The sequence below is a fragment of the Streptomyces sp. NPDC046881 genome (assembly GCF_040645015.1).
Lineage (GTDB): Bacteria > Actinomycetota > Actinomycetes > Streptomycetales > Streptomycetaceae > Streptomyces.
Genome location: NZ_JBEYXJ010000201.1, coordinates 1 through 6,358 on the forward strand (window position 1 = coordinate 1; position 6,358 = coordinate 6,358).

At 74.4% G+C, this 6,358-nt stretch carries 7 protein-coding genes; 4 read left to right on the top strand and 3 right to left on the bottom strand.

Annotation, left to right across the window (positions count from 1 at the left end; all coding sequences use genetic code 11):
- Positions 1-122: 122 nt before the first annotated feature.
- Together ABZ923_RS40655 and ABZ923_RS40660 are read right to left on the bottom strand one after the other, a co-directional pair.
- Complete coding sequence (locus ABZ923_RS40655; protein ID WP_361483273.1) at positions 123-503, bottom strand: anti-sigma factor antagonist; 381 nt, start codon at positions 501-503, stop codon at positions 123-125.
- A gap of 140 nt (positions 504-643) precedes the next feature.
- Entirely contained in the window at positions 644-1,594 is a 951-nt protein-coding gene (locus ABZ923_RS40660) for an NADP-dependent oxidoreductase (RefSeq protein WP_361483276.1), read from the bottom strand.
- Positions 1,595-1,665: 71 nt separating this feature from the next.
- Here ABZ923_RS40660 and ABZ923_RS40665 point away from each other — a divergent pair, with 71 nt between their 5' ends.
- The gene (locus tag ABZ923_RS40665; RefSeq protein WP_361483279.1) at positions 1,666-2,634 is read left to right on the top strand and encodes a helix-turn-helix domain-containing protein; all 969 of its coding nucleotides are present in this window, start codon (positions 1,666-1,668) and stop codon (positions 2,632-2,634) included.
- A gap of 69 nt (positions 2,635-2,703) precedes the next feature.
- The gene (locus tag ABZ923_RS40670) at positions 2,704-3,549 is read left to right on the top strand and encodes a hypothetical protein (RefSeq protein ID WP_361483282.1); all 846 of its coding nucleotides are present in this window, start codon (positions 2,704-2,706) and stop codon (positions 3,547-3,549) included.
- Positions 3,550-3,563: 14 nt separating this feature from the next.
- Here the strand turns inward: ABZ923_RS40670 and ABZ923_RS40675 are convergent, their stop codons facing one another.
- Complete coding sequence (locus tag ABZ923_RS40675) at positions 3,564-5,189, bottom strand: amidohydrolase (protein WP_361483285.1); 1,626 nt, start codon at positions 5,187-5,189, stop codon at positions 3,564-3,566.
- Between the two features lie 205 nt (positions 5,190-5,394).
- Here ABZ923_RS40675 and ABZ923_RS40680 point away from each other — a divergent pair, with 205 nt between their 5' ends.
- Together ABZ923_RS40680 and ABZ923_RS40685 are read left to right on the top strand one after the other, a co-directional pair.
- Entirely contained in the window at positions 5,395-5,859 is a 465-nt protein-coding gene (locus ABZ923_RS40680; protein ID WP_361483288.1) for a pyridoxamine 5'-phosphate oxidase family protein, read from the top strand.
- Between the two features lie 52 nt (positions 5,860-5,911).
- Positions 5,912-6,304 carry a VOC family protein gene (locus tag ABZ923_RS40685; protein ID WP_361483291.1) on the top strand — a complete coding sequence of 131 codons (393 nt, stop codon included), beginning with the start codon at positions 5,912-5,914 and terminating at the stop codon, positions 6,302-6,304.
- Positions 6,305-6,358 lie beyond the last annotated feature (54 nt).

A 6,358-nucleotide genomic window follows, 5' to 3' on the forward strand; every position in this document is an offset into this window, starting at 1 on the left:
AGCCTCCCCGCCGCCCGGCCCCCCGCCACCACCCCGCCCCCGGCAGGTTCCGCCCACGCGGCCGGGCCCGTCGGCGCGCCGCCGACGGGCCGTCCGTCATCGTCCGGCCGGAGCCGGTCGGCTCACAGGGAGCCGGACGCGGCCTCCGAGCGGGCCAGGGCCTCGTCCAGGCCCGGCTGCGGGGGCAGCAGCCGGGCCAGCCCGGTGACCCGGAACACCCGCAGGGTCAGCGGGTGCGTGCACACCAGGTGCAGCTGCCCGCCGCGCTCCAGCACCCGGGCGCGCGCCCGGTACAGCAGCCGCAGCCCCGAGCAGTCGAAGAACTCCACCGGCCGCAGGTCGATGACCAGCCGCACCCCGGGCCGGCCGGTGACCCGGTCGAGGACCGGGCCGATCTCCGCCGCCGAAACGATGTCGATCTCGCCCCGCAGCTCCAGCACCGTGTGCCCGCGGTCCTCGTACACGCCCAGTTGCCGGGTGAGAGGTACGGGTTCGTGTCGCACCTCGGCACCACCTCCCACCCGCGCCCCGACGTCGCTTCCCGATCGCCAAGTTACCCTCGATGGAAGGAATTTGAGCATGTTCGATTGACATATGTCTTCGAGTTTGTCGCGTGTCGCGGGTGGGAGCGGGGCGCGGACGGTCAGTCCGCCAGCAGCACCAGCTTGCCGGTCGTCCGGCCGGTGTCGCCCAGCGCGTGCGCCTTCGCCGCCTCGGCCAGCGGGAACGTCCCGGCGATCGCCGCCTTCAGCCGCCCGGACTCCGCCAGTTCCGCGACCGCCCGCATCCCCGCCCGGTCGGCGTCGACCAGCATGCGCACCGCCCGCACCCCCAGCCGCTCGGCCTCCTCGTAGAAGTCCTCGGAGCCCACCGGCAGGATCGACACCACCACACCGCCCGGCCGCAGCACCCGCAGGGACCGCACGGAGGTCTCGCCGCCGAGCGTGTCCAGGACCACGTCGACGTCCCGCACCGACTCCGTGACGTCCGTGGCCCGGTAGTCGACGGGCTCGTCCACGCCGATCTCCCGCAGGAAGTCGTGCTTGCCCGCGCTCGCCGTACCGATCACGTACGCGCCGCGCGCCTTGGCGATCTGCACCGCCACGTGGCCCACCCCGCCGGCCGCCGCGTGCACCAGCACCCGCTGCCCCGGCTGGACGTCGGCGTGCTCGGTCAGCGCCTGCCACGCGGTCAGGGACACCAGTGGCAGCGCGCCGGCCTGCACATGGTCGAGGGAGGCCGGCTTGTGCACCAGGGCCCGGACCGGGACGGTGACGTACTCGGCGTGCGAGCCGTGGCCGAAGGGGTACGGCAGCATCCCGAAGACCTCGTCGCCCGGCCGGAACGCGGCCACCCCGATCCCGGTCTCCGCGACCTCGCCGGAGACGTCCCAGCCGAGGACGAACGGCGGCTCGCCCAGGAACCCGCCGGTGGCCCGGTGCTTCCAGTCGGTGGGGTTCACCCCCGCGGCCCGCACCCGGACCAGCACCTCGTTCGGACGCGGCCGGGGCCGCTCCACCTGTACTTCCTTCAACACCTCGGGACCGCCGAGGACGTCCTGGCTGATGGCTCGCATCGTGTTCACATCGCTCATGGTCCACCAGCCTGCCGGAGCCCGCCCGCCCAGGAAATGGCATGATTGCCAACCTCCGATAGGATCGTGCCATGTCTGATCTGGAGCTGCGCCCCCGGCGCCCGGAACGGGTCGTCGTCCTGGCCCTCGACGGCGTCTACCCCTTCGAGCTGGGCATCCCCAGCCGCATCCTCGGCGCGGCCGACGGCCACTACGAGGTGCTCACCTGCTCGGTCGACGGGCGGCCGGTGCGCACCAACGCCGACTTCACCATCGGTGTCGCCCACGGCCCGGAGATCCTCCGGACGGCCGACACGGTCGTCGTCACCTCCATGGCGCCCGTCCACATCCCCGTCGAGCTGTCCGCCGAGGTCACCGCCGCCCTCGCCCTGATCCGCCCGGACGCCCGGATCGTCTCCATCTGCACGGCCGCCTTCGTGCTCGCCGAGGCCGGCCTCCTCGACGGCCGCCGGGCCACCACCCACTGGCAGGTGGCCGACCTGTTCCGCCGCCGCTACCCGCAGGTGGACCTCGACCCGGACGTCCTGTTCGTCGCCGACGGCCGCATCCTCACCTCGGCCGGCGCGGCCTCCGGTGTCGACATCTGCCTGCACATCGTCCGCACCGACCACGGCAGCGAACTGGCGAACGCCGTCGCCCGCCGCTGTGTCGTGCCCCCGTTCCGGGACGGCGGCCAGGCCCAGTACATCGAGCAGCCGGTCCCCGAGAGCGGGGCCGCCAGCACGGCCGCCACCCGCGCCTGGGCGCTGGAACGCCTGGACGAGCCGCTCACCCTGGCGGACCTCGCCGGGCACGCCCGGATGAGCCTGCGCACCTTCGCCCGCCGCTTCGGCGACGAGGTCGGCCTCAGCCCCGGCCGCTGGCTCATCCAGCAGCGGGTGGCCCGCGCCCGGCACCTGCTGGAGGCCAGCGACCTGCCGGTGGACCGGATCGCCGCCGAGGTCGGCTTCGCCACCGGCGCCTCCCTGCGCCAGCACCTGCACGCGGCCATCGGGGTGTCCCCGCAGACCTACCGGAGGACCTTCCAGCAGACCCGCTGAACGTTCCGGCCCGCTCCGGCGTCGGAGGACCGCACGGACGACGACAGGCACGGCGGAAAAGGGGCGGGGATGCGAAGAGGTCTCGTGGCGGTGGCGGCACTGACGGCGGTGGCGGTGGCCGGGTGCGACGACGGCCCCCGCCCGGACCTGGTGGTGAAGGGCTCCCCGCCGGCGAGCGCCTACAGCGGCCCGCTGTACGTCCCCACCCAGGAACTCGACGGGCACAGCCCCAAGGCGATGCGCCTGGCCTCCGGTGCGGCCGGCCGGGCGCTGGAGTGCGACGGGGAGATCTTCGACGGCTCCGGGCCCGACGGGTGGAGCAGGTCCGACGGCGGCGCCACCCCGGCGGAGGGGCTGGCCCTCTACTTCGACATGGCCCAGCCGGAACTGCCCGACCACGGCTACCGCGTGGAGCGCGAGGAGCCGGACCGGGTGCTGTACTCCTACGACGTGGGCGGCCGTACGAAGGTGGCCGTCGTGGTGGCCAAGGACCAGAAGGACCGGCCCGGCTGGGGCCCGGAGACCGACGCCGGCTGCGATCCGGCCGAGCTGCCCGAGAGCTTCACGGCCACCACGGACTGGCAGATCTGGACCGACCGCACCGGCCGCAGGGTTCCGGTGACCCGGCTGCACAGCGCGCCGGGCCCCGGGCACTGCGGCTGGCAGTCCGCCGACTTCCTCGCCCTGGACGACCGCACCTACGCCCGCGACCCCGACGACGTGCTGGGCCGGGACGGGCTGCTCCGGGCGCCCTACCGCGAGAACGTCCGCATGCCCGCCGACGCCCGGGACACCGGATACCACCACCGCGGCCGCCGGCTGTGGCTGACGGCCGACAAGGCGACGGCCTACGTCCGCACGGACCGCGGGGTGGAGGCGTGGCCGCTGGTCGAGGACGGCGTCGGCTGCGATTGACCGGTGCCCCGGACCTACTGCGCGGCGTACACGCACTCGCCCCCGACATAGGTGAGCGCCACGGCCGTCTCCGCGATCGCCTCCTGCGGCCCCGCGAACGGGTCGCGGTCCAGCACCACCAGGTCGGCGAGCGCCCCCACGGCCACCCGACCGGTCCCGTCCAGGTGGTTCACGTACGCCGAGCCGGCCGTGTACGCCGTCAACGCGTCGGCGAGAGCGAGCCGTTCGGCCGGCAGGAACACCGGACCGGTGCCGCCCGGCTCGACCCGGTTCACCGCGACATGGATGCCCTGGAGCGGATCGGGGCTGCTCACCGGCCAGTCGCTGCCCGCCGCGAGCCGCGCCCCGGAGCGCAGCAGCGCCCCGAACGGATACTGCCGGGCGGCCCGTTTGGGCCCGAGGAACGGGATCGTCAGCTCGTCCATCTGCGGCTCGTGCGCGGCCCACAGCGGCTGGATGTTCGCGGTGGCGCCGAGCCGGGCGAACCGCGGCACGTCGTCGGGGTGCACGACCTGGAGGTGCGCGAGATGCGGCCGGGTGTCCTTCGGCCCGTTCGCGGTGCGGGCCGCCTCCACCGCGTCCAGCGCGTCGCGCACGGCCCGGTCGCCCAGCGCGTGGAAGTGGCACTGGAAGCCGAGGGCGTCCAACTCCGTGACGTAACCCGGAAGTCGAGCGGGGTCGATGAAGCTCTTGCCGCGGTTGCCGGTCCGGCACCCGCACCGGTCCAGGTAGGGGTCGAGCAGCGCCGCCGTGCCGTTCTCGGCGACGCCGTCCAGCATCAGCTTCACCGCGCCCGCCCGGAACCGCCCCCGGCTCAACGCGGCACGCTTCTCTACGAGTTCGGGGATCTGCTCGGCCCCGCGCTCCCGGTCCCACCACAGCGCACCCACGACCCGGGCGGTCAGCGAACCGTCCTGCGCGGCGGTGAGATACGCCTGGGCCGGGTCGTCCATGCCGAGGAAGTCCCCGACGAGCGCGTCCTGCCAGGCGGTGATGCCGAGCGCGTGCAGGTGCCGCTGGGCGTGCAGCAGCGCGGCCAGCCGGTCGGCGGGGGTGGCGGGCGGGGTCAGCCGGCCGACCAGCTGCATCGCGCCCTCCTGGAGGGTGCCGCCGGGCTCTCCGGAGGCGTCCCGCTCGATCCGCCCGTCGGCCGGGTCCGGGGTGTCCCGGCCGACCCCGGCAAGTTCCAGCGCCCGGCTGTTCACCCAGGCACCGTGGTGGTCGCGGTTGGGCAGGTACACCGGCCGGTCCGGGACGACCGCGTCCAGCAGCTCCTTCGTCGGCGTGCCGCCCGCGAACGCCTCCATCGACCAGCCGCCGCCCAGGATCCACTCCCGCTCCGGGTGGGCGTCGGCGTAGGCGCGTACGGCGGCCACGGTCTCCTCGGCCGTCGTCGCCCTCGTCAGGTCGCACCGGGACAGTTCGAGCCCGGCCGGCACCGGGTGGACGTGCGCGTCCTGGAAACCGGGCAGCAGCAGCCGCCCGGCCAGGTCCACCACCTCGGTGCGCGGCCCGGCGAGCGCGCGCGCCTCCGCGTCCCCGACGGCGGTGATCCGGTCGCCGGTGACGGCCACGGCGGTGGTGGCAGGGCCCCCGGGGGTGAGGACGGGGCCGCCGGTGAAGAGCAGGTCAGCGTGCATGGTGCCTTTCCAGTGGATCGGTCGGAGCGGGCGGGCGGTTCCGGTGGATCCGCATCGTCCCAGTCCGGGCCGTGGAGAGCATCCCCGGGGTGGAAGGCGCGGCGGGGCGGACCGCCGCCCGGACACGCCCTCGGCGACTCCGTGCACGGACCGGGGATCCACGGTCACACTGATCGTCACGATCACCCAGAGGAGGCCGTACGCCATGACCCCGCCCCCCGCCCGCAGTGCCGAGCAGCGCAAGAAGGACACCCTCCACCGGCTGGAGAGCGATGTCGACGCGTGGGTCGCCACCGCCGGCCCCGACGGTGCCGCCCCGTATCTCGTGCCGCTGTCGTTCGTGTGGGACGGCACCTCGCTGCTGTTCGCCACGCCGGCCGAGAGCCCCACCGGCCGCAACCTCGTGGCCACCGGCCGGGCCCGTCTCGGCATCGGCCCCACGCGGGACGTCGTCCTGGTCGACGGCACCGTGCGGGCGGTGACGCCCGAGGACCTGCCCGAGGAGGACGCCGAGGTCTTCGCCGGGAAGACCGGCTTCGACCCGCGTCAGCTGGCCACCCGCTACCTGTACTTCAGGGTCCTCCCGGAGCGGATCCAGGCCTGGCGCGAGGAGAACGAGCTGCGCGGGCGGGAGCTGATGCGCGACGGGGAGTGGTTGCCCGCCGACTGAATCCGGGGGCCCGGGATATCCGCAGGGAAGAGGACACATCCCGGGAGGACCCATGGCACTGGTCAAAGCGGGCGTGGTCGTGCTGGACTGCGCGGAACCGGAAAAACTCGCGGAGTTCTACCGCGAGTTGCTGGACGGCGAGCGGACCACTGCGTCCGCCAACCTGGTGGAGGTCCGGGGCGCCGACGGCGTCCGGCTGGCCTTCCGGCGCGACGTCAACGCGACCCCGCCCAGCTGGCCGCGCCCCGAGAACTCGCTCCAGGCCCATCTCGACTTCCTCGTCGAGGACTTGGACGAGACCGAACGCCGGATCGTCGGCCTCGGCGGCCGCCCCCTCGAAACGAGGGACGCGGCGGGCCCCTACGAGGAACGCGGCTACGCCGATCCCGCCGGCCACTCCTTCACCCTCCGCCTGGTACCGCCGACGGCACCCAAACAGGGCTGACGCGGCCCGGTGACACCGAGGCGGACCGGCGGAGGCACTCGGGCGGGGCCGCGC

Bases quoted from the DNA above. Each gene is read 5' to 3' on its own strand.
- ABZ923_RS40670 (WP_361483282.1), top strand. From the start codon at position 2,704: ATGCGAAGAGGTCTCGTGGCGGTGGCGGCACTGACGGCGGTGGCGGTG.
- ABZ923_RS40675 (WP_361483285.1), bottom strand. From the start codon at position 5,189: ATGCACGCTGACCTGCTCTTCACCGGCGGCCCCGTCCTCACCCCCGGG.
- ABZ923_RS40660 (WP_361483276.1), bottom strand. From the start codon at position 1,594: ATGAGCGATGTGAACACGATGCGAGCCATCAGCCAGGACGTCCTCGGC.
- ABZ923_RS40685 (WP_361483291.1), top strand. From the start codon at position 5,912: ATGGCACTGGTCAAAGCGGGCGTGGTCGTGCTGGACTGCGCGGAACCG.
- ABZ923_RS40665 (WP_361483279.1), top strand. From the start codon at position 1,666: ATGTCTGATCTGGAGCTGCGCCCCCGGCGCCCGGAACGGGTCGTCGTC.
- ABZ923_RS40680 (WP_361483288.1), top strand. From the start codon at position 5,395: ATGACCCCGCCCCCCGCCCGCAGTGCCGAGCAGCGCAAGAAGGACACC.